13 protein-coding genes are annotated in these 19,346 nt (G+C 68.5%); 8 read left to right on the forward strand and 5 right to left on the reverse strand.

Features of this window, described 5'->3' with window-relative positions; translation table 11 throughout:
* The first annotated feature begins 10 nt into the window (after positions 1–10).
* The 6 genes from HMPREF2924_RS13525 to HMPREF2924_RS13550 are packed head-to-tail and all read left to right on the forward strand — an operon-like array spanning position 11 to position 6,973.
* Positions 11–949, forward strand: coding sequence for a DUF58 domain-containing protein (locus tag HMPREF2924_RS13525; RefSeq protein WP_003091295.1), 939 nt, complete (start codon positions 11–13; stop codon positions 947–949).
* On the forward strand, positions 946–1,440 hold the full coding sequence (locus tag HMPREF2924_RS13530; RefSeq protein ID WP_070700527.1) for a DUF4381 domain-containing protein: 495 nt from the start codon (positions 946–948) through the stop codon (positions 1,438–1,440). The genes HMPREF2924_RS13525 and HMPREF2924_RS13530 overlap by 4 nt, the downstream gene beginning before the upstream one ends.
* On the forward strand, positions 1,433–2,455 hold the full coding sequence (locus tag HMPREF2924_RS13535) for a vWA domain-containing protein (protein WP_003091297.1): 1,023 nt from the start codon (positions 1,433–1,435) through the stop codon (positions 2,453–2,455). Before HMPREF2924_RS13530 ends, HMPREF2924_RS13535 begins: the two co-directional genes overlap by 8 nt.
* Positions 2,452–4,212 (forward strand): VWA domain-containing protein, encoded by a 1,761-nt coding sequence (locus tag HMPREF2924_RS13540; protein WP_003091298.1) that lies wholly within the window; start codon positions 2,452–2,454, stop codon positions 4,210–4,212. Before HMPREF2924_RS13535 ends, HMPREF2924_RS13540 begins: the two co-directional genes overlap by 4 nt.
* The gene (locus tag HMPREF2924_RS13545) at positions 4,209–5,840 is read left to right on the forward strand and encodes a BatD family protein (RefSeq protein WP_003091302.1); all 1,632 of its coding nucleotides are present in this window, start codon (positions 4,209–4,211) and stop codon (positions 5,838–5,840) included. The genes HMPREF2924_RS13540 and HMPREF2924_RS13545 overlap by 4 nt, the downstream gene beginning before the upstream one ends.
* 53 nt (positions 5,841–5,893) lie before the next feature.
* Entirely contained in the window at positions 5,894–6,973 is a 1,080-nt protein-coding gene (locus tag HMPREF2924_RS13550) for an alpha/beta hydrolase fold domain-containing protein (protein WP_003112115.1), read from the forward strand.
* 6 nt (positions 6,974–6,979) lie between these two features.
* Here HMPREF2924_RS13550 and HMPREF2924_RS13555 read toward each other — a convergent pair whose 3' ends face one another.
* Positions 6,980–9,850 carry a S8 family serine peptidase gene (locus HMPREF2924_RS13555; protein ID WP_003091308.1) on the reverse strand — a complete coding sequence of 957 codons (2,871 nt, stop codon included), beginning with the start codon at positions 9,848–9,850 and terminating at the stop codon, positions 6,980–6,982.
* Positions 9,851–10,227: 377 nt separating this feature from the next.
* Between HMPREF2924_RS13555 and cprR the strand changes: the two genes are divergently transcribed.
* Both cprR and cprS read left to right on the forward strand, forming a co-directional pair.
* A complete protein-coding gene (gene cprR / locus HMPREF2924_RS13560; RefSeq protein ID WP_003091311.1) occupies positions 10,228–10,899 on the forward strand; it encodes a cationic peptide response regulator transcription factor CprR in 672 nt (223 codons plus the stop codon).
* On the forward strand, positions 10,896–12,191 hold the full coding sequence (gene cprS, locus HMPREF2924_RS13565; protein WP_003110077.1) for a cationic peptide sensor histidine kinase CprS: 1,296 nt from the start codon (positions 10,896–10,898) through the stop codon (positions 12,189–12,191). Before cprR ends, cprS begins: the two co-directional genes overlap by 4 nt.
* Positions 12,192–12,262: 71 nt before the next feature.
* Here cprS and HMPREF2924_RS13570 read toward each other — a convergent pair whose 3' ends face one another.
* From HMPREF2924_RS13570 to HMPREF2924_RS13585, 4 genes are all read right to left on the reverse strand, one after another.
* Positions 12,263–14,644, reverse strand: a complete 2,382-nt coding sequence (locus HMPREF2924_RS13570) for an efflux RND transporter permease subunit (RefSeq protein WP_003110076.1) — start codon at positions 14,642–14,644, stop codon at positions 12,263–12,265.
* Positions 14,645–14,655: 11 nt separating this feature from the next.
* The gene (locus tag HMPREF2924_RS13575) at positions 14,656–15,753 is read right to left on the reverse strand and encodes a WD40/YVTN/BNR-like repeat-containing protein (protein WP_003110477.1); all 1,098 of its coding nucleotides are present in this window, start codon (positions 15,751–15,753) and stop codon (positions 14,656–14,658) included.
* 179 nt (positions 15,754–15,932) lie between these two features.
* Positions 15,933–17,300: a DUF1329 domain-containing protein gene (locus HMPREF2924_RS13580; RefSeq protein WP_003091320.1), complete on the reverse strand. Its 1,368-nt coding sequence runs from the start codon at positions 17,298–17,300 to the stop codon at positions 15,933–15,935.
* A 58-nt stretch (positions 17,301–17,358) separates the two neighbouring features.
* Positions 17,359–19,323 (reverse strand): DUF1302 domain-containing protein, encoded by a 1,965-nt coding sequence (locus HMPREF2924_RS13585; protein ID WP_003110074.1) that lies wholly within the window; start codon positions 19,321–19,323, stop codon positions 17,359–17,361.
* Positions 19,324–19,346: the final 23 nt, after the last annotated feature.

Genomic DNA, 19,346 nt, shown 5'->3' on the forward strand with positions numbered 1-19,346 from the left:
GGCCGCCGCCATGCTGAGCGCCGCCCCTGGCGTCGAACTGGGCCTCGACGAGCTTCTGGAAATGCGCCACCGGCTCCACGAAGCGCGCCTGTTCTCCTCGCAGAACCGCCGCAGCCCGCTGGTCGGCCTGCATCACTCGCGCCTGCGCGGACGCGGCGTGGACTTCGACCAGGTGCGCATCTACCAGCCCGGCGACGACGTACGGACCATCGACTGGCGCGTCACCGCGCGCACCCGCGAGCCGCACACCAAGCTGTTCCACGAGGAACGCGAGCGACCGGTGTTCGTCCTGGTCGAACAGAGCCAGCGCCTGTTCTTCGGCTCCGGCCTGTGCTTCAAGGCGGTGCTGGCGGCACGCGCGGCGGCCTTCATCGGCTGGTCGGCGCTGGCCCACAACGACCGTATCGGCGGCCTGGTATTCAGCGACCGCGACTGCCACGAAATCAAGCCGCGACGCAGCAAGCACAGCCTGCTGCAACTGTTCAACCAGCTATTGCGGGCCAATCGCGAGCTGCGCGAGACGCCGGCCGAGCGACCTGGCGAACTGTTCGGCCTGGCCCTGCGCCGCGCCCGCGAAGTGCTGCGCCCGGGCAGCCTGATCCTGGTGCTGTGCGACGAGCGCACCCTCAATGACGTCGCCGAGCAGCAACTCAGCCTGATCGCACGCCATACCGACCTGGTGCTGCTGCCGCTGTCCGACCCGCTCGACCATGCCCTCCCCGCCGCCGGACTGCTGCGCTTCCGCGAAGGCGCCGCCGACCTCGAGCTGGACACCCACGCCGACGAGCTGCGCCAGGCCTATCGCGAGCTGGCCGAGGCGCGCCGCGCGCGCTGGCAGCGGCTGGCCCAGCGACTGGGCGTGCCGCTGCTGCCGCTGTCGACCCAGGAAGACCTGGTGGAGCAGTTGCGGGACCTGCTGGAACAACACCAGCCGGGGTATCGCGCATGAACCCGCTCGACCGGCTGGAACCGCTTATCGCCCCCCCGCCCATCGGCTGGTGGCCGCCGGCGCCCGGCTGGTGGCTGCTGGCCGCCCTGCTGCCGTTGCTCGGTTGGGGGCTCTGGCGACTGCGCCGGCACCTGCCGCGGCGCACCATCGCCACCCGCGGCGAAGCGCCGCTGGATCCGCTGTGCGAAGCGGCCCTGGCCGAACTGGCCGCGCTTGCCAAGCCCTACGGCAGGGCTTCCGCCGGGCCCTGGCTGCAAGCCATCAACGGCCTGCTCAAGCGGGTCTGCAGGGCGCGCTGGCCAGATAGCGGCAGCCACGCCCTCAGCGGCCGCGCCTGGCTGGCGTTCCTCGACAACCGTTGCCCGGCCGCCGGCCTGACCCGCTGGATGATCCTGGTGGAAGGCGGCTACCGTGCCGACTGCACCCTCGACGACAAGGCCGTGGACGGCCTCGACGCCGCCGTCGCCACCTGGATTCGCAAGCATGTTTGAGTTCGCCTGGCCCTGGGTCTTCGCCCTCGCCCCGTTGCCCTGGCTGCTGCGCCTGGTGCTGCCGGCCGCCGACAGCGGCGAGGCGGCGCTCAAGGTGAGCTTCCTCGACGAACTCGAAAGCCTCGCCGGACGCCGTGCCCGCGCACGCCTGCCGGCCTGGCGGCAGCAGGTGCGCTTCGCCCTGCTCTGGTTCCTCCTGCTGCTCGCCGCGGCCCGCCCGCAGTGGGTCGGCGAACCCCTGCCGCTACCCGCCAGCGGCCGTGACCTGCTGCTCGCGGTGGATGTCTCCGGCTCCATGGACTACCGCGACATGCGCTGGCAGGACGACGAGATCAGCCGCCTGGAACTGATCAAGAAACTCTTCGGCGACTTCATCGAAGACCGTCGTGGCGACCGCGTCGGCCTGATCCTGTTCGGCAGCCAGGCCTACCTGCAGGCGCCGCTGACCTTCGACCGGCACACCGTGCGGGTCTGGCTGGACGAGGCGCAGATCGGCATCGCCGGCAAGAACACCGCGATCGGCGACGCCATCGGCCTGGCGGTCAAGCGCCTGCGCCAGCGGCCCGCGGAAAGCCGGGTGCTGGTGCTGATCACCGACGGCGCCAACACCGGCGGACAGATAGCCCCGCAGATCGCCGCGCAACTGGCCGCCGAGCAACAGGTGAAGATCTACACCATCGGCGTCGGCGCCGACCCGCAGCAGGGCGGCGTGCCCGGCCTGTTCGGCTTCAACCCGGGGCTCGATCTCGACGAGCCGACCCTGCGCGGTATCGCCGAGATCACTGGCGGCGAATACTTCCGCGCGCGATCCAGCGCCGAGCTGGAAAGCATTTCCGCGACCCTCGACCGCCTCGAACCGGTCGCCCAGCAGACTACCCGGGCGCGCCCGGCCCTGGCGCTGTACAGTTGGCCGCTGGCCGCCGCCCTCGGCCTGAGCGTGCTGCTGGTGGCGCTGGAACTCTGGCCACGGGAAAACCGGACCTGGCCGCGCCGCCGTTCCGGGAGGCAACCATGAACCTGTTGCTGGACGCCTGGCCGCACTGGCTGCGCCCCTACTGGCTGCTGCTGGCGCCGCTGCTTGGCTGGTTGCTGTGGAAGCTGCTGCATCGCCAGCGTCGTGCCGGACGCTGGCAACTGCTGCTGCCGACGGCCTTCCAGCCCTGGCTGCTGGTCGGCGGCGCCGGGCGGCAGAACCGCATGCCCTGGATCTGCCTCGGCATCGCCTGGCTGCTGGCCCTGCTGGCCTTGCTCGGGCCCAGTTGGCAGCAACTGGAACAGCCCTCGATGAAGCGTAGCGACCCGCTGGTGGCGATCCTCCAGCTGACTCCCGGGATGCTTGCCGGCGACCTGTCGCCAACCCGCCTGGAACAGGCCCGGCGCAAGCTGCTCGACCTGCTTCGCACGCGCAACGACGCGCAGACCGCGATCGTCGTCTACGCCGGCAGCGCGCATACCCTGGTGCCGCTGTCGGACGACCAGCTCACCGCGCGCAACCTGCTCGACGCCCTGAAACCTTCGATCATGCCCGAGCCCGGCCAGCGCGCCGACCTCGCCGTGCGCCAGGCCCTCGACCTGCTGGAACAGGGCGCCCAGGGCCGCGGCCGCCTGCTGCTGCTGACCAGCGGGCTGAGCGAACCCGAGCGCCAGGGCATCCGCAGCGCCCTCGAGCACCGGGCGGCGCGCCTCGCCGTGCTCGGCGTCGGCACGCCGAAGGGCGCTCCGGTGCAGCAGGAGGATGGCAGCTTCCTCAAGGACGACCAGGGCGGCATCCTCCTGCCCAGGCTCGACGAAAGCGGGCTGCGCCGCTTCGCCGTGGAGATCGGCGCCGGCTACCAGCGCCTGCGGCCGAACGACCGCGACCTCGACAGCCTCGGCCTGCTGGCCCGCGGCGGCACGCTGGAGGAAGACCGCGAGAACGCCCTGCTGCGCTTGCAGCGCTGGGCCGACCAGGGGTACTGGCTGCTCCTGCCGCTGCTCCTGCTGGCCGCCTGTGCCGGACGGCGCGGCTGGCTGTTCTGCCTGCCGCTGTTGATGCTGAGCCTGCCGCAACCGGCCATGGCCTTCCAGTTCGAAGACCTCTGGCTGCGTCCGGACCAGCAAGGCCAGCGCCTGTTGCAACGGGGCCAGGCGGACGAGGCGGCGAAGCGCTTCGAGGACTTCCGCTGGAAAGGCCTGTCGCTCTACCAGGCCCGCGACTACGCCGCCGCGGCCCAGGCCTTCGCCCAGGGCGACCAGGCCGACGATCACTACAACCGTGGCAACGCCCTGGCCCGCCAGGGCGAACTGGAAGCCGCCGTCGACGCCTACGAACAAGCCCTGGAGCGCCAGCCGCAACTGGTCGCCGCGCAACGCAACAAGGCCCTGGTCGAGGAACTGCTGCGCCAGCGCCAGGAACAGGCGGCGCAGCAGCAGGCCGGCGAGAACAAGGAACAGCGCCAGGAAGCGAGCCAGCAGAGCCCGCCATCCGGAAGCAGCCAGCGGCCGCCGCGCGATGCGGCGACCGTCGATGCGCAGAAGGCCCAGGCCGCGGCGCCCTCGACCAGCCTGCCGGAAGACGAAGGCGAGAAGACCGCCGGAGCACCCGGCCAAGCGCAGCCGCAGCCCGACGCCGAGGACGAGCGGACGGGTGACGAGGAAGCCGACGACGGACTCGACGACGAACGTCGCCAGGCCCTCGAGCAATGGCTGCGACAGATTCCCGACGATCCCGCCGAGTTGCTGCGGCGCAAGTTCTGGTACCAACAGCAGCAACGCCAGGAAGCCACGCCATGATCCGCCTGTTCTGCAGCCTGCTTCTCGCGCTCCTCTGCGTCTCCGCCCACGCCAGCTTCAGCGCCAGCGTCGACCGCGCCCGCCTGACCGAAGGGGAAAGCGTCGAACTGACGCTGGAATCGGACGACCCGACCCTCTTCGGCAAGCCCGACCTGAGCCCGCTGGACGCCCTCTTCGAGGTCCTCGGCACGCGCCAGGTCAACCGTCTCGCCACGCAGAACGGTCGGGCCCAGGCCACCACCCGCTGGATCGTCACCCTCCTGCCGAAGCAGAGCGGCTACGTGGCGATCCCGCCGATCAGCCTCGGCGCCAGCAGCACCCAGCCGATCAGGCTGCACGTACTGGAGGCGCGCGACCGCGCCAAGAGCAGCAAGCTGGCGCCGGTCTTCATCGATGCCAGCGTCGACCAGGAGAAGGTCTACGTGCAGGCCCAGGCGATCCTCACCCTGCGCATCTACCACTCGGTATCGCTATACGACGACAGCAGCCTGACCCCGCTGACGATGAACGACGCGAAGGTCGAACAGCTCGGCGAGGCGCGCACCTACGAGAAGGAGATCAACGGCATCCGCCACGGCGTGATCGAGGTGCGCTACGCGATCTTCCCGCAGAAGAGCGGCACCCTGGAGATTCCTGCGCAAGCCTTCAGCGCGACCCTGGTCGACCGTGGCAGCGACGACTACAACCCCTTCGGCCCGCGCCCCGGCCGGCAGATGCGGGTGACTTCGCCGAGCATCCCGCTGCAGGTCCGGCCCAAGCCTGCCGACTATCCGGCCGACGCGCCCTGGATGCCGGCCCGCGCGCTGAGCATCAGCGAAAGCTGGAGCCCGCAGCCGGAGCAGGCGCAGGTCGGCGAATCGCTGACGCGCAATGTGCTGCTGAAGGTCGAGGGGCTTTCCGGCACCCAGCTTCCGCCGTTGCCGCTGCCCGACGTGCAAGGCCTGCGGCGCTACCCGGACCAACCGCAGCTGGCCGACCAGAGCACCGACCAGGGCCTCATCGGCAGTCGCGAGGAACGCGAGGCGCTGGTGCCCGAGCAGGCCGGGCGCATCGAGTTGCCGGCGCTCGAAGTGGTCTGGTGGAACACCCGCGAAGACCGCCTGGAGCGCACCAGCCTGCCACCGCGCACCCTGGAAGTGGCCGCCGCGCCGCAGGCCGAGGCGGAGCCGCCGGCGGCGGCGCTGCCGCTCGGCGAACGCCTGGAGCCGACGCTCTGGCCCTGGCAACTGGCTACCGCCGTGCTGGCCCTGACCACCCTGCTCGGCTTCGGCCTCTGGTGGCGCGCCCGCCAGCTGCCGGCGGTGATCCGCGCCGCAGCCAACGGCCCGAGCAGCCGCAGCCTGCTCGACGAGCTGCGCCGCGCCTGCCTGGCCAACGATCCCCAGGCGACCCGCCAGGCCCTGGACGCCTGGGCTCGTCAGCAACCCGATACCCTGGCCGACATGGCGGCCCGCTTCGTACCGCTGTCCGACGCCCTGGATGGCCTCAACGGCGCGCTGTACAGCGAGAGCGGCCATTCCTGGCAGGGCGAGGACCTGTGGCGGGCGATCCGCGCCCTGCCCACCACGGAACAAGCGCCGGCGGGAGCGGTCGACAATGGCGGCCTGCCACCGCTCTATCCGCGCTGAACGGCGCTATGGTTAGGACTGGCACGACATTCCGATTCCGCAAGAGGGCCCGCATGCGCTTCCGTACCCTGTACCTCGTCCTGTGCGGCCTGCTCCTGGGCCACGCCGCGACGGCCGCCGAACCGCCGACCGCGCCCACGCCGCCGACGCAGCCGGCCGAAGGGCCGGGCGGCGCGGCCTATCGCCATGCCAGCGTGCATCAGTGGCACTTCGGCGAAGGCGCTCGCGAATACTGGGTGTTCACCCCCGAGCAACCGGTCCCCGGCAACGCTCCGCTGGTGATCTTCCTGCACGGCTGGAGCGTGATGCAGCCGGACCTCTACCGCGCCTGGATCGACCATATCGTCCGCCGCGGCATGGTGGTGGTCTACCCGCGCTACCAGCCGGACCTGAAGACGCCCAACGCAGACTTCCTCGACAATGCCGCCGGCGCCCTCGGCGACGCCCTCAGGCGCCTGCAGGCCGGCGAGCTGGGGGTGCGCCCGCGGCTGAACCAGGTCGCCTACCTCGGCCACTCCGCCGGCGGACTGCTCGCCGCCAACCTGGCGGCCGCCAGCGAACGCCTGAAGCTGCCGGCGGCGAAGGCGCTGATGGTGGTCGAGCCCGGCAAGAGCCAGGGCAAGCGCTGGGACGGCGTGGCCCAGGAACGCCTGTCGGGGCTGGCCAAGGGCACCCTGCTGCTGGCGGTCTGCGGCGACGAGGACAGCCACGTGGCCTGCACCGACGCCAAGCGCATCTACCGCCAGAGCCGGCACATTCCGCCCAGCGACAAAAACCTCCTGCTGCTGCGCAGCGATCGCCACGGCGCTCCGCCGCTGCTGGCCAACCACGCGGCGCCCACCGCGCCGGTATTCGGCCCGCAGTATCCGAAGGAAGAAGACAGCGACTGGTTGCTCGACCGCGTCGAGAAGCGCCTCGAAGTGCAGCAGGCCGAAGGCCGCTATACCGGCCACGACCCGCTGGTGATCGACGCCCTCGACTGGTACGGCACCTGGAAGCTGTTCGATGGCCTCACCGACGCGGCGTTCTACAACCGCAACCGCCAGTACGCCCTGGGCGCTACGCCGGAGCAGACCGGCATGGGCCAATGGAGCGACGGCACCCCGGTGAAGCCAATCAAGGTGCTCAAGTAGCCAGCGCTAGAAGTCGTAGCTCAGGCGCAGGTTGACGGCGCTGCCGCCGACCCGCTCGCCTTTCGTCCCCTGCAGCTCCAGGCTGCCCTGCAACGGACCGCGGCGGGCGTGCAGCGCCATCCCCGCACTGAACAGGTCGCGCCCCCGATGGGCCGAAACCTGCTTCAGGTCGACGCCCTGCAGGCTAGCCTCGGTGTGGCTCGCCGGCACTCCCAGGGCACGCTCGTAGCCCAGGTTCAGCTCCGGCTCCAGCGACCAGTCGGCCACCCGCAGGCTGCGCGCGACGCTCAGTTCCAGGGTGGCGAAGGTCGCATCCCTGGCCGCGCGGTCGACGTCCAGCGCCAGCTCGCTGTGCTTTTCGCGGAAACCTTTCCATTCCGTGCGGGTCGCCAGCAGGCCGACCCGCGGCTCGACCCGCCAATCGTCCTTGCGCCAGCGGTAGCCGCTCTTGACGCTGGCGTGGTAGAGCCAGCCCTCGCTGTCGCCCTTGGCCGTGGCAAAGCCCGGCAGGCGCCGCTTGCTGGCGGCGTCGAGGTAGCCGGCGCCGAGCATGGCACTGACGTAACCGCCCTGTTCCAGGCTGTCGAAGGCGTGTAGCAAGCCCACGGCGAGCTGGGTGATGTCCAGCTCGACCTTGCCGCCGGCGCTGTTGATCCGTCCCTTGGTCTGCGCCAGCGTCGCGCCGCCCTGGGTTCGTTCGTCGAGCGCCTGGACCAGGCCCAGGGCAATGCCGTCGCTACGCTCGCGACTGCCGCTGACGCCTGAGCGCCCCTCGTTGCGCAAGCCGGAAGCGAGCCCCTGGAACCACAACCGCGGCGCCTGCCCGGGCTGCGCCCAGGAAAGCTCGCCGAACATCGCGCGATCCACTTGCGACGGCTGCCGACTCAGGTAGGCCAGGCTGTCGGCATACACCTGGCCGCCGGCGCTGCGTGGCAGGCCAGCGAGATCGCCGCGCGCCAGGCTGGCCTGCAGCCAATCGTTGTAGGCGCCGGGGCGCAGGGCGATGGGCCGGTCACGGAGCGCGTTCAACGCCGCCGCGGAACGCCCGGCGTTGCCTTGTAGGTTGACCTGCCCCGGCAGGTCGAGCGGAGCCAGGGCCAGGGCGATGCCATCCGCAGCGAAGCGCAAGTCGTGGCGCAGGCCCCGCGCGGCCAGGCCCGGCGCCTGTTGCAAGGCATCGAAACCGCCCTGATAGGTGGCGCCACGCGCGACCGTCAGGAACTTCTGCCCCGCCCCCGCCGCATCGGCCGCCGTCAGTTGCAGCCGCCCGCCCAACCGGGCGAAAGCAGCCGCGCCGTCGAGGCGGATCGGCGGTTGCCCGCCCAGCGCCACCCGGGTCGTGCTCGACGGCGACAGTTCGAGCGAGCGGGTGAAACTCGGCGCGCCCGCGAGGCGGTCGGCGGCGAGCACACCGTCGATCCGGGTCGGCGCGGCAATGGTGCCGCCGCCGCCCAGCTCGCCGGCCCGGGCTACCCTCAACCCCGGTCCTTCGAGCGTGCCGTCCACCACCAGGCGCCCGCCGCGAACCTCGCTGGCGGCAGAGAACCGGTTGCGCCCGGCGAGCGCCAGTTCGCCGGCCTCGACCGCGACCCCGGCGAAACGGTTATCGCCCGACAGCCGCAGCGCGCCGCTGCCGGCCTTGCCAAGCATGCCACCGGCGCGGATGTCGTTGTTCCAGGCATCCCTGGCATTCCAGCCGCCGCGCGCCGCGTCCAGCGTCACCCGCTGATCGCCGAACAGCTGGCCTGGTCCACGTACCGCCCGGGCCAGGTCCAGCAACCCCCAGCCGAAACGCGCGTCGACCCCAGGCTCGCCAAGATCGACGGCGGTGCTCAACATGGTCATCCGCACCTGCGCCATGTCCATGTAGGGAAAACGCTCGGCCAGCAATGCCGCGCTGGCGCTGACTAGCGGCGTGGCGTAGGAGGTACCGCTCTGGTCGGCATAGGTGTAGGTCAAGCGTTCGGCCGAGGCACCGTTCGCCGCGGCCACGTACATGTCGCCGGGCGCCGCCAGGCACCAGTCTTTCGTCACCCCGCACTGGTTGGAGTAGTCGGTGAGGTCGCGGTCCGGACCCAGCGCGACCACGCTGAGGAAACCGCTTTCCAGTCCGGGCATGAAGCGCGGCAAGGTGGCGAGCAAGCCGGGCTGCGCGCGGCTTTCGTTGCCGGCTGCGAACACCAGCAGGCGCCCGTCGCGCACGCCGTCGGCCAGGGCATTCAGGTAGGGATGCGGCGCTGCGGGATCGATCGCCGCATAAGCGGCATCCACCGCGGCGGCGTCATTGCCGATAGGATCGTCGTTGTAGCTGTTGTTGATGATCCGTACCGTCGGCGCGCCCCGGTAGAGGGTGCTCAGGGCGCCATGGACGAGTTCCTCGCTGCCCGGTTGCAGCAGGCTGGCCTGGCTCGCCGCTTCGTCTTGTTCCTCCTCTATGTCGGCATCCTCGTCATCGGCTTCGTCGCTGGGCCTGATTTGCGTCTGGAAAAGCCCGACCTTCGGCGCCACGCCACCACGATAGGTGAAATCGGCAATGACCTCCGGCCTGGCCGCGATGATTCCGCTGACATTCGCGCCATGGCTGGCGACCTGGATTTCTCCGCTTTGCTCATCGCGATCGAAGAGCGGCCGGGAGGGATCGGCGATCGCTTCCTCGCCGTCGATGGCCACTCGGTTGGCCAGCGGAGTGATCGCCTGGCCGGCGAACGCCGGATGCTGCGGAAGGAAACCGCCATCGATCACCCCGACATCCACGCCTTTGCCGGTCAGGCCCAACGCGCGCGCGACCGGCACGCCGATGAAGTCCTGCTCCCAGCCGCTGGACCGGGCTTCGGCCAACGCACAGGGCGACAGCGATAGCGAAACGCCCAGCGGCACCAGTGTGCGTATCCCGCACTTTCGAACATCCTTCCAACGCGTCGTCCGCGACATGGCAAAAAATCCCCCAAAAACGAAAGGCACCCGCACTCTTCGCGGATGGCACCCGGCAATAGCCTGGCGGCTAGCGTTCCGAGCAGGCGCACGCTAGCTCCCGGGGGGTTAAAAAAGGCTTAACGCGGACACGCCGACGGGAGCGGCACGGGGTCACAGCGGAGGCGCAAACCGGGTGGGCAACTGGACAGCCCGCGCCCCGATCGACGAACATCGCTGCCCGACTCGCGAAAACCGCCGACCGCCCGCCTCTCCCGAACCGCCCATGGCGCGACGGCCATCCACCGCCAGTCGACCAGCCCATTCGTCACGCGACCCAGGCCATGCATATCCACGTACTCGTCGTCGAAGACAACTTCGATCTCGCCGGCACCGTCATCGACTACCTCGAGGCCGCCGGGGTGGTCTGCGATCACGCCCGCGACGGCCAGGCCGGCCTCAACCTGGCGCGCGCCAACCGCTACGACGTGATCCTGCTGGACATCATGCTGCCGCGCATCAACGGCCGGCAGGTCTGTCGCCAGCTGCGCGAAGCCGGCCTGCAGACCCCGGTACTCATGCTCACCGCCCTGGATACCCTGCAGGACAAGCTCGACGGCTTCGACGCCGGCGCCGACGACTATCTGCTCAAGCCCTTCGAACTGCCGGAGCTGCTGGTCCGCCTGCAAGCCCTCAGCCGGCGCCGCAGCGGCCAGGCCCAGCGCCTGCAGGTCGACGACCTGGTGATGGACCTCGACAGCCGCCAGGCCAGCCGCGGCGGCACGCCCCTGGCGCTGTCCCCCACCGCCTGGAAGATCCTCGAGTGCCTGATGCGCGCCAGCCCCGCGCTGGTCACCCGCGAGCAGCTGGGGCGCAGCGTCTGGGGCGACGAGCCGCCGGAAAGCAACACCCTCAACGTGCACATGCACCACCTGCGCAGCACCGTCGACAAGGGGTTCGCCACCCCTCTGATCCATACCCTGCACAGCGTCGGCTTCCAGCTGGAGCGAAAATGAAACGCGGCCTGAGCCTGATCCCCATCGTCGGCGGCGGCGTCAGCCTGATCCTCGCCGGGGTGCTGCTGGTCTACACGCGCATGCTCGGCGACTACGGCGAGACCGGCGCCCTCTACCTGCTCAGCATGATGATGGAAGAGGAAGGGCTGTACTTCGCCCAGCGCTACCAGGAAGACCCGGCTACGCCGGCGCCGGACAGCTACTACTTCAAGGGCAGCGTCGGCACCGCGGGGCTGCCGCCGAAACTCAGGGAGATGCTCGACACCCCGCCCTACAAGAGCATCGGCGCCATGCAACTGCTCGGCAACTGGGACGACGATGACGAAGAGGAGGATGACGACGCGCCCAGCGACGATGCCTACGTGGTGGTCCGCCAGCCACTGGCCGACGGCAAGACGCTCTACCTCTACGACAACGACGCCGCCGGCAGCATCGACACGCCGCTGTCCGACGCCATCATCGACGCCCGCGTCAGGCAGACCTGGATCGTCACCCTATCGGTCACCCTGCCTTCGCTGGCCGCCGTCGGCCTGCTGGTCTGGTTCATCGTCGCGCCGTTGCGCAAGCTGACGCGCTGGTCGATGACCCTCGACGACCTCGCCCCGGACAGCCAGCGGCCGCGCTTCAACTACCGCGAACTCAACGTGCTGGCGGATACCCTGTGGAACAGCGTGACCCGGATCAAGGACTTCAGCCAGCGCGAGGAGCGCTTCCTGCGCTACGCCAGCCATGAGCTGCGCACCCCGCTGGCGGTGATCGGCATGAACCTGGAGCTGCTCGACCAACCCGGCCGCGCGCCCTCCCCGCATGCCTTGCAACGCATCCGCCGCTCGGCGCTGGGCATGCAGCAGATGACCGAAACCCTGCTCTGGCTCAGCCGCGAGAGCGGCGAACTGCGCGACGACGGACACATCGAGGTCGGTCGCCTGCTGGAGGAGCTGCTCGAGGAACAGCAGGCGCTGAGCCAGCGCCGCGGCCTGACCTTCCACCTCGACGTGGAGCCACACAGCCTGCCGCAGACCCGCGCGCGGATCATCATCGGCAACCTGCTGCGCAACGCCCTGCAGTACAGCGACGAGGGCGTGGTGGAAATCGTCGTGCGCGACCGCAGCCTGCTGATCAGCAACCCCATCGGTGCGGCCCAGGGCACGGAGGAGTCGATGGCGTTCGGTTATGGCCTGGGCCTCGACCTGGTCCAGCGCCTGTGCCAGAAGAGCGGCTGGCGCCTGCATTACAGCAGCGACGAGCAGCGCTTCCGCTGCGAGCTGCTGTTCCCCGCCACACCGGACTGAAGCGCGGCGGCCTTCCTCCGCGCGAAAAAAACCGCGGCCGGGGCCGCGGTCTTGGCGAGGCTCGGTGCGACTCAGTGAGCGAACAGCGAGGCCTTCCTGGCCTGCAGCTTGGCCGGGTTGATCAGGAAACGCGCCAGGGCCGGCAGCAGCCAGAGGGCGCCGAACATGTTCCAGAGCAGCATGAAGGTCAGCATCAGGCCCATGTCGGCCTGGAACTTGATCGCCGAGAAGATCCAGGTGGCCACGCCGATCGCCAGGCACAGGCCGGTGAACAGCACCGCCTTGCCGGTGGAGCGGAGGGTCTCGTAGTAGGCCTCCTGCAACGGCAGGCCCATGCGCAGGAAAGACTCCAGGCGGGTGTAGATGTAGATCCCGTAGTCCACCCCGATGCCGACGCCGAGGGCGATCACCGGCAGGGTCGCGACCTTCACGCCGATGCCCAGCGCCGCCATCAGCGCGTTGCCCAGCACCGAGGTGAGGATCAGCGGTAGGACGATGCAGAGGGTCGCGGCGAAGGAACGGAAGGTGATCATGCACATGGCCGCCACGCAGATGTACACCAGCACCAGGATGATCAGTTCGGACTGCTTGATCACCTCGTTGGTGGCGGCCTCGATCCCGGCGTTGCCGGCGGCCAGCTGGAACTGCAGGTCGTCCTTGTCGTTCTCCGCGGCGAAGGCCTGCACCGCCGCCACCGCGCGGTCGAGGGTCTCGGCCTTGTGGTCGTTGAGGAAGACCAGCAGCGGCGCCAGCGAGCAGTCGGTGTTGTAGAGACCGTCGGCACGGGCTATGGAGTTGTTCAGCACGTCCTGGTTGCGCGACAGGGTCTCCCATTTCAGGTTGCCTTCGTTCATCCCCTTGATCACCTGCTTGGACACGGTGACCATCGAGATCGCCGACTGCACGCCCTCGGTGTTCTCCAGCTTCCAGGCCAGCTCGTCCATGGCCGCCAGGGCCTGGTGGGTGGAGCAGCCTTCCGGGGAGGTCTTGACCATCACCACCAGCACGTCCGAACTGGTCGAGTAGTTGCGGATGATGAAGTCGTTGTCGAGGTTGTAGCGCGAGTCGGGACGCAGTTCCGGCGCGCCCTGGTCGAGGTCGCCGATCTTCAGGTGCTTGCCATACCAGAGGCCGCCGCCGAGCATCAGCAAGGCGATGGCGATGGACACCGGGGCCACCTTCGGGCTGGCGAAGTTCGACAGCAGGCGCCAGAACGGGTGCTCGCGCACCGCGTCGTCCTTGCTGCGCTGCACTGCCTTCTTGCTGATGCCGATGTAGGAGATCGCCACGGGCAGCAGGATCAGGTTGGTGAAGACGATCACCGCCACGCCGATCGAGGCGCCGATGGCCAGCTCGCGGATCACCCCGATGTCGATCACCAGCAGGGTGATGAAGCCGACGGCGTCGGCGAGGATCGCGATCATCCCCGGCAGGAACAGTTGGCGGAAGGTCAGCCGCGCCGCCATCAGCGCATTGTCGGCGCCGCTGGACTGCAAGGCGATGCCATTGATCTTCTGCACGCCGTGGGAGATGCCGATGGCGAAGATCAGGAACGGCACCAGCATCGAATAGGGATCGAGGCCGAAACCGACCAGGTTGAGCAGGCCGAGCTGCCAGAGCACCGCCACCAGGGTAGTGATCAGCACGGCGATGGTGCTGCGGATGCACTTGGTGAACCAGTACAGCAGGACCAGGGTGATCAGCAGGCAGATACCGAAGAAGCCGACCACCATCACCAGCCCGTCGATCAGGTCGCCGACCTTCTTCGCGAAGCCGACGATGTGCACCTTCACGTTGGGATTCTGCAACTGGTACTTGTCGCGGATCTTCTCTTCCAGCTCATGGGAGAACTGGCGGTAGTCGAGCTTGATCAGTTCGCTCTGGTTCTTCGGGTTCGGGTACATCTCCAGCAGCGGTACGTCGACGATGCTCGACTTGAAGTTGTTCGCCACCAGGCGGCCGATCTGCCCGGACTTGAGCACGTTGTTGCGCAGTTCCTCCAGCGCCCGCGGCGAACCGTCGTAGGTCTGCGGGATCACCTCGCCGCCGGCGAAGCCTTCCTCGGTCACTTCGGTCCAGCGCACGCTGGGGCTCCACAACGACTTCAGGCCGGAACGGTCGACGCCGGGGATGTAGAACACCTCGTCATGGATCTGCCGGAGCGTCTCCATGTACTCCTTGGTGAAGATGTCGCCGTTCACCGCCTCCACCGAGATGCGCACGGTGTTGCCGAGGTTGGCCAGGTCGTTGCGGTGCTCGAGCATTTTCTGGATGAACGGGTGCTCCAGCGGGATCATCTTCTCGAAGCTGGTGGACGGCCGCACCTGGGTGGCCTGGTAGAACAGGAAGACGCTGACCAGCAGGCAGAGGAAGATCACCACCGGCCGGTTGTTGAAGATCAGGCGTTCGAGCAGGCTCGCCTTGTTTTGCTGATGCTGGTTCATGGCACTCATGCGACCCCGCCTTATTGTGGTTGTTCGAGCGCGGCACCGTTCGCCGCAGCGAGGTGCACGCCGCCCTGGCCGACCAGGATCAGGTGGCCGTCGCCGGTGGCGCTGACGCCGGCCAGGGACAGCCGGTCGGGACGGTTGAACACGCTGAAGCTGCGCCCGCCGTCGGAGCTTTCGAGGACACTGCCGCCGTGGCCGACCACGACGATACGCCCGTCCGCCAGCAGCGCGCCGTCGGAGAGACCGAATTCCAGGTCGCCGGACGCCGCCTTCAGCGGTATCTCTTCCCAGCTGTCGCCGAAATCGGCGGAGCGGAACAGGTGGCCGCGCAGGCCGTAGACCAGCACGCCGCCCGCATCGGCGGTACCGATGGCGCCGAACAGCGAGCCCTCGTAGGGGCCTTCGAGTTTTTCCCAGGTGGCGCCCCAGTCCTTCGAGCGGAACAGACTGCCGGCTTCGCCGACCACCAGCAGGCCGTTGTCCTTGACCGCGGCGATGGCGTTGAGGTGGAACTGGTCCTCGTTGTCCAGGCGCTCGCTGACGTCTTCCCAGTGCTGGCCGCCGTCGCGGGTCTCCAGCAGCGCGCCATAGGCACCGACGGCCAGGCCGTGCTGTTCGTCGGCGAACCAGATGTCCAGCAACGGCGCTTCGCGGCCGAGGTCCTCGAACTGCCTGGTCCAGGTGCTGCCGGCGTCGTCGCTGACGAGGATCTGCGCATCGTGCCCGACCGCCCAGCCCTTGCGCTCGTTGACGAAGAACACCGAGGTGAGCAACTGGCGGGTCGGCACCTTGGCCTGGGTCCAGGTCTTGCCGTCGTCGTCGGAGAGCAGGATATGCCCACGGTCGCCGACCGCGACCAGCCGCTTGCCGGCATGGGCGACGCTGAGCAGCAGGCTGCTGGCGGCCTTCGGCGATTCCACGGCGAATTGCGGCGGCGCGGCGGTTGGCGTCGACTCGGCCAGGACCGGGGTGGCGGCGAAGGTCAGAAGAGAAAGCGCCCCGAGAAACGACAGGGCCCTGCTGGCCAGGGGCGATCTGGAAGGAATGGCCGGATGCCGCGAAGCGTCCGCGGATTGGCCGGGCGAAGTGCGCCACGTCATGGGCTCACGCATGGATACCGTCCCCGTTGTTGTTATTAGTGGTTCGTGGTGAGCGTTATATAGCCAGCGTTTGGCGACGGAGACAATTGAAGCCACGTTATCTTTTGTTAAGCGTGTAAGCCGTCTGTAACGGGGGATCGGCGCCGCCCTCCTCCCCGGAGGGAAGCGGTCGGCGCCGGCGAGCGGAGCGATCAGCGGGTGCCGCGGCGGCGCAGGGCCGAGGGCTTGAAGTAGGAGTCGTCCGGTATCGCCTGGGTGAAGTCGATGGTACCCGGCTCCTCGTTGTCCAGGTTCTGCACGTGGTAGCGACGCGCCTGCAGGTCGTGGAACACGTCCAGCGCGCTCCAGGTGTACGGCAGGTCGTAGAAGTTCTTCAGGTAGGCCATGGACACCCGCCACAGTTCGCCGCGACCGTCGTACTGGTCGACCACCGCCGCGCTCCAGCTGTCCTCGTCGAGGTACAGGGTGCGCTTGGAGTAGATATGCCGCGCGCCCGGCTTCAGGGTACCTTCCACCACCCACACGCGGTGCAGTTCGTAGCGGGTGTATTGCGGATCGAGATGGCCCGGCTTGAGCAGTTCCTCGTACTTCACCTCGGGGCTGCTGACCTTGTAGTTGTTGTAGGGAATGTAGATTTCCTTCTTGCCCAGCAGCTTCCAGTCATAGCGGTCCGGCGCGCCGTTGAACATATCGGTGTCGTCGGCGGTGCGCAGGCCGTCGGCGGCGGCGATCGGCGTGTCGTAGGCAAGGTTCGGCGCACGCCGCACACGGCGCTGGCCGGCGTTGTAGCCCCAGGCCTGGCGCGGCTCCTTGACCTGGTCGAGGGTCTCGTGCACCAGCACCGCGCCACCGGCCAGGCGCGCCGGGCTCTTGGTGAACGACAGGTAGTAGAACATCAGGTTGTTCAGGTCGGCGAAGCTGCCGCCCTTGAGGTAGTACTTGAACAGCGCTTCCTGCTGCGAGGTCACCAGCGAGTAGCTACCGTTGCGCTGTACCGCGACTTCCGAGGCGCGGCGCACGACATAGGTACCGCGGTAGCGGGCGACATGGTTCCACAGCGCCTCCACGCCGCTCTTCGGAATCGGGAACGGCACCCCGCCATAGGCGTCGGCGAACCCGTTGCCGCCGTCCAGCAGCCTGGCGCTGGTGGCATTGGCGAAGGTGTTGTCGTACAGCCACTGCGGCGCCGAGCCGGAACGGCGACTGGGGTAGACCGGCATCCGGAAGCTGTCCGGGTAGGTCTTGAACAGCGCCAGTTGGCCCGGGGTCAGGTGTTCCCTGTACTGCTCCAGGTTGGCCTTGTCGATGGTGAACAGCGGCTTGTCCGCGGCGAACGGGTCCGGGTGGTGCTGGCCCGGCTTGTAGCCGGCCGGCGCCTGGGTGATGCCGCCGGTCCAGGCGGGAATGCTGCCGGCGGCGTTGCCGGCCTTCTCCGCGCCCAGCGGGGTGAGGCTCGACTTCAGTTGCGCCGCCTCGCCGGCGGAAACGCCGGCCAGCGCGCCGCCGCTGCCCAGTGCCAGCGCCAGGGAAGCGCCGATCAGCAGGTGCTTGTTCAACATGAGGGTTCTCCGTGTGAGGTGCCGGGCGCTCGCGGCGCCCGTGTCGTTATCGGTTCGGTCAGAAGGAGTACTTGACGGTCAGGCCGATGTTGTCGCGGTCGCGGATGTTGTTGTTCTGCCCGCCGCCGTAGAACTCGGTGTACTGCAGTTCGCCTTCCAGGCTGTTCAGGTAGGTGGCCTTGACCCCCAGGGTGTAGGCCTTGCGACCTTCGATGAAGTTGCCGGTCTGGTAGGAGTTGCCTTCGAAGTCGTCCTTGTAGACCACGTAGGGCGACACGTTGACCCCGGCGAACACGTCGTTCCAGGTGCCGCTGAGCAGCAGGGTGTAGCCGTAGGCGTTGCGGTTCACCTGGTCGCCACGGTCGCCGCCGGAAACGTACGAGCTGTTGCCACGCCCGGCATAGTAGCGGGTGCTGCCGTCGTAGGCGGTGTACTTCAGGCTGCTGCCACGCAGGTGTTCCGAGGCCAGCTCCGCGACGCCGGTCAACGAGTCGAAGCTCAGCGACGGGCCGAAGTTGTAGATGGTCCCGAGGGAGGTGTTGAACGCCTCGACCCGCTCGTAGTTGTGGATCTGCCCGCCGAGGCCGACCATCTGCCCGCCGACGTTGATCTGCCCGCCGTTGGCGGCTTCCGCCGCACCGTGGGCGAGGTCGCCGATCAGGTCGTTGGTGGCGGCGATGCCGATCGGCAGGTTCGGCCGGTAGGCCAGCTCGCCGAACACCGAGGCGTCGCCCACCGTGGTGTTGAAGCTGAAGCCGTACATGCGGATGTCTTCGGCGAACTCGCGCCGGGCATTGATGTTGCCCATCACGTCGGCGGTCACCAGGCCGTTGGCCAGGGCTTCGGCGAGGTTACCGGCGATCGGCCGCAGGGTGTTGGCCAGCGCCGCCAGGTCGGCCCCGGCATAGTCGCCGATGTCGGCGTACAGGGTCGGCTCCTTGGAGTGGTAGTTGACGAAGTAGAAGCCGAACTCGGTGCTGTTCAGTTCCTCGGCGATGTAGCGGAAGGCCACGCCGAACTGGCCGTCGTTGCGCGCGTTGATGTCCTTGCCGATGGACGACACCTTCATCACGTTGCCGTAGGCCGGGGTCACGCCGTTGGCATAGAGGCCGGTGTTCTTCAGCGCGCCGCTGAGCAGCGGATTGTTGCCCAGCGCCTGGTACAGGCCGATGACGTTGCCGAAGCCGGGCACCGGGGTGTCCAGCGCGGTGCCGGTGAAGTCGCTGTAGCCGGTGTTGCCGCCGTCGGCGAACAGGTCGGTCTCGGAGAAGAAGGTTCCGACCGGGTCGAGGCGGGTTTCCTTCCAGTTCCACTGGTAGAAGGTTTCCATCGACAGGTTGTCGGTCAGGCCGATGTTGAAGCTCAGCGCTTCCACCGGCATCAGCACTTCCTTGAGCTCGGAACCGGGCAGGCGGTACTTGGCGGCGTCCACCGGGTTGGTGGTGTTGACCCCGCCACGGTAGAAGATGCCCTCGCCCCAGTTGAACACCTGGCGGCCGAAGCGCGCGCTCAGCGGCATGTTGCCGATGTCCCAGCTGCCGTAGACGTAGGCGTCGAGGATTTCCGCCTTGTGCCCGGCGATGTCGCGGGTCTGGCTGGTGAAACGGTCGTCGTGGGGATAGCTCTGGCTCGGCTGCGATGGATCGTTGTGGCTGTAGTAGTCGTTGCGCTTGTCCATGATCTGGGTGTCATAGAACGCCGTGCCGCGGATGAACACGCCATAGTTGCGCCAGGTCGCCTCCAGGTCCGAGGTGATCTTGTAGACCTCGGAAACCAGGCCGGTATCGAAGTTGCGGTTGCCGTCGTTGGTGTTGATGTCGTTGTTGCTCTTGTCCTGCCCCTGCACCCGCCACAGGGTGCCGTAGGACAGGGTGGTATCGAGCGAACCGGACACCTCGTTGTCGAGGAAGCTGAATTCGACGGCCTGGGCCTGGCCGCCCAGCAGCGGCAGCAGCCCGGCGAAGGCGAAGCCGGCCCGGGCCGGCGCGGAGCGCAGCCGGGGCTGGCGGTTGGGGATGTACATCGGGAACTCACTCCATGTGGTCA

It is taken from the genome of Pseudomonas sp. HMSC063H08 (assembly GCF_001813645.1).
GTDB classification, from domain to species: Bacteria; Pseudomonadota; Gammaproteobacteria; order Pseudomonadales; family Pseudomonadaceae; genus Pseudomonas; species Pseudomonas aeruginosa.